The organism is Terriglobus sp. YAF25 (genome assembly GCF_052113305.1).
Classification (GTDB): Bacteria; Acidobacteriota; Terriglobia; order Terriglobales; family Acidobacteriaceae; genus Terriglobus.
The window spans coordinates 1-3481 of record NZ_JBFRCY010000506.1 but is presented as its reverse complement, the minus strand read 5'-3'; the positions used below and the strand labels follow the sequence as shown (position 1 = coordinate 3481).

The following is a 3481-nucleotide window of genomic DNA, read 5'->3' as shown; positions in this document are numbered from 1 at the left end:
CACTCTGCCTACCTATGAGATCGACGTTACGCGTCTCGAAGAGGCGTACAGTCCGAAGACCAAGGCCGTAATGATCGCACATACGCTGGGCAACGTCTTCGATCTGGACGCGGTCACGGCGTTTTGCAAGAAATACAATCTCTGGCTCGTCGAGGACTGCTGCGACGCGCTTGGTTCGACCTACAAGGGCCGGAAAGTCGGCACCTTTGGAGATATCTCCACCGTCAGCTTTTATCCTGCTCACCACATCACCATGGGAGAGGGTGGAGCCGTGATGACGGACAAGCCCGCACTGCAGGTCCTGATCGATTCATTCCGCGACTGGGGCCGTGACTGCTGGTGCGAGCCTGGCGTCGACAACACCTGCGGGAAGCGGTTTGATTGGCAGCTCGGCACCCTGCCCTGCGGATACGATCACAAGTACACCTATTCGCATGTGGGCTACAACCTGAAGGCGACCGACATGCAGGCTGCGCTCGGCGTCTCGCAGATCGAAAAGCTGCCCCAGTTCATCGAAAAGCGGAAAGAGAACTTCGCTTATTTGAGAAATGCGTTGAAGCCGCTCGAAGAGTTTCTTCTGCTCCCGGTGGCGGGCGAGAATTCGGATCCCAGCTGGTTCGGTTTCCCCATCGGCGTGAAGACCGATGCGCCATTTACGCGCGACCAACTGACCCGCGCGCTTGAAGCACAGAAGATCGGCACGCGCCTTCTGTTCGCGGGAAACCTGCTTCGCCAGCCGGCATATGAAGGTTACGAATACCGCGTGATTGGCGACCTCGCCAATACCGACTACGTGATGAACCAGGTCTTCTGGATCGGTGTCTATCCCGGGCTGACCACAGAGATGCTGGACTTCATCGCTAAGACGATGACTGAGTTTGCCGTCTCGGTCGATGAAGGRCTGAAGGTCCTCTAGACTAGAGCGTTTTCCCTGGTGCTGGGTATCCCGGAAGAGGCGTGCAGCGGTGTCTTCATTGCGGAAAACGCCCATAGATGCGGAAACTTTACTCTACACCTACAGGGAAATGCTCTAACCCAGGCGCGATTGCATCTACTTTGGTTTGAAACCGTTCCATCCGGCCATCCGCCGGATGGACTCAATCCAGACCAACGGTCGGTCGCAGGTTCAGTAGGCGCTGCGCCTTTTGCACGGACGGAACGTACTCCAGGGGGATGTTGCCTTCAGGCGCCCGCTTGGCAACCGTCACATCGATGCTGGGGTTGAGCGTCGCCGTGACGCGATGAGCCAGATCGACAATGCTGATCGCCTCCTCTGAGCCCAGGTTGAAGATCTCCCCGAGGGCGCGCAAGATGTCCTCTAGAGCGGATTCAGGAAGCGGCTTTAGCGTTATCGGCTCTTCTAGGTCCCTTCCATTTCGATCGTCTGGACGTGCGGCTCCATGGAATTCATACTGGCTGTTTTGTATTCTATCGATCGAGTTTGAGGGACAGCCGTAGGTACCTGGGGCTCGATGTCGAAGTTAATCCGATCGAGTTCAACGGCATAAGGCCGCTTCTGCACCTGGGTGTAAATCGCACCCACATACTCTCCCATGACCCCCATGAAGACCAGTTGAATGGACGCGATGAAGAACACCCCGATGAGGGTTGGCGCCAGGCCCAGACTGAAGGTATTCCAGAAGAGGACTTTGGCTATGGTGTAAGCGATTGCGACAAACAGCGAAAGAGCCGCGCCACCGAAACCAATGAATGTGGCCAGCCGCAGCGGAACCCTGGAGTGGTTGATGATCCCCAGCATTCCAATGTCATAAAGCGTGTACCAGTTATTCTTCGTGATGCCGAACTTGCGCCTGGGCTGATCGTAATAGATCTTCTTGTGTGGAAGGCCGATCTCCGCAAGCATTCCGCGCAGGTACGGATACGGGTCGCCAAACGATCTGACATACTCAATCACCTTGCGATCGTAGAGACCAAAGCCTGTGAAGTTTTGAAAGGTCTCGATGTTCGAAAGCCGCTCTGCAATCCTGTAATACTGCTTGCGAAGGAAGAAGACCAGCGAGTGCTCCTCGCTTGTCTTCTTGATTCCGATCACCATATAAGAACCGGCTTCCCACTCTTCGACGAAGGGGACGATCATGCTGGTGGGATCTTGCAGGTCCGCGACGATCTGCACGACGGCGTCACCCGATGCCTGCAGCAGCGCGTGCATTGGAGACCGTATGTGCCCGAAGTTGCGGGCATTGATGATGACCTTCACATTGGGGTCAGACGCCGCCAGGCGCTTAAGAATCGGCACCGTGTTATCAAGTGAGCTGTTGTCGATGAAGATGTGCTCGTAACGATAGCGCCCGATTCCAGCCATCACGTTGCGAACCTGCCGATAAAGCTCCTCGACGTTATCCTGTTCGTTGTAGCAAGGCGTTACGATGCTGATCGTCTTCAAGGGCACCTCGATATGGAATGCAGCTTCTAAGCAGTATGGCGTTCTGTAGCTACCGCGGGATTCGATTGGTTTGAAAGGCCAGGTTTATCTGAATTGCGCCGTGAAAAGGAGAAGTTTTTGTGCGCCAGGTATGTATAAATCGTTGTGCCTCCCATAACCAGAGCGCCTGCAAGGTAAGGTGCGATGCCGCGGAGCAGAGCGATTGATTGCAGCAGCTTGGTGAGGACCGGAAGGATGAAGAGACCGGGAATCGTCGCGCTGCCATAGACGGCAAAGCAGCGAAGCCACTCTTTGAGATAGTTTCCCTTGGTGCGAAAGACGAAGGTCTTATAGGTAAGAAAAGACATTGTCACCCCAATAGGGGTCGCGGTGATGGACGCAAGATCGACCGTGAAAGGAAGATAGCGCGCAGGGAGTAAGTGACTGTACAGCGCGACGAAGCCGGCATAACAGCCGTATCCAAACAACGCGTTTCCCATTCCCACGACGAGATATCGCAGGACCTCCCGCGCCGGAAACAATCGCATGATCTTTCCCGCAATTCCTGGCTGAGGAACCGTGGAAGCCTCTGGGGAAAGGCTGGGACCGTTGCTGATCATAGTCTCTATTCTCTCAAAAATCGGCGATATTGCCACATAAAGGAAGCAATGCCGTGGAGCATTTCCCAGTTGCGGGTATCCCTGACGAGGAGCGCAGTGACGTTTTCATTGCGGAAAACGCCACCCGATGCGGAAGCCCTCCACTACACAGGAAAATGTTCTAGCGTTGCAAACGAGCATCAGTCAACGCCGCATGCCCGGATTTCAATAGATAGATTCTGTACCCGCGTGGGTTGATGGGATCGAACATACGGGTTACATCCAAAGAGTAGTTGGAGTTGAGAAACTCAACAAACTGTGGCCATTGCGCGATCTTTTCGAACGATTCCGGCTGGGCGAGTCCAGATGTTGTCAGAACGATGACCCCAGGAGGATTGCGCTGAGCACCCTCCAGAAACATATTGCGGTAGTTCGCAGAGGGCTGGCTCCCGGGCGGACCGAAGAGCATAAAATCACCCAGGAATCCTGTGTGATGGAC

The 3481-nt window shown here is 54.9% G+C and carries 4 protein-coding genes and 1 pseudogene; 1 reads left to right on the top strand and 4 read right to left on the bottom strand.

Going from position 1 to position 3481, the window contains the following annotated elements:
* On the top strand, positions 1-916 hold a 916-nt coding region (rfbH, locus tag AB4043_RS18975; protein WP_442307778.1), incomplete at its 5' end, for a lipopolysaccharide biosynthesis protein RfbH.
* A gap of 181 nt (positions 917-1097) precedes the next feature.
* Here rfbH and AB4043_RS18970 read toward each other — a convergent pair.
* The 4 genes and pseudogenes from AB4043_RS18970 to AB4043_RS18955 all read right to left on the bottom strand — a co-directional run.
* Positions 1098-1310 (bottom strand): hypothetical protein, encoded by a 213-nt coding sequence (locus tag AB4043_RS18970; protein WP_442300779.1) that lies wholly within the window; start codon positions 1308-1310, stop codon positions 1098-1100.
* Positions 1311-1360: 50 nt separating this feature from the next.
* On the bottom strand, positions 1361-2410 hold the full coding sequence (locus tag AB4043_RS18965) for a glycosyltransferase family 2 protein (RefSeq protein ID WP_442300780.1): 1050 nt from the start codon (positions 2408-2410) through the stop codon (positions 1361-1363).
* A gap of 20 nt (positions 2411-2430) precedes the next feature.
* Positions 2431-2931: a GtrA family protein gene (locus AB4043_RS18960; protein WP_442300781.1), complete on the bottom strand. Its 501-nt coding sequence runs from the start codon at positions 2929-2931 to the stop codon at positions 2431-2433.
* 232 nt (positions 2932-3163) lie between these two features.
* A pseudogene (locus AB4043_RS18955) lies at positions 3164-3481 on the bottom strand (hypothetical protein); the annotation flags it as partial.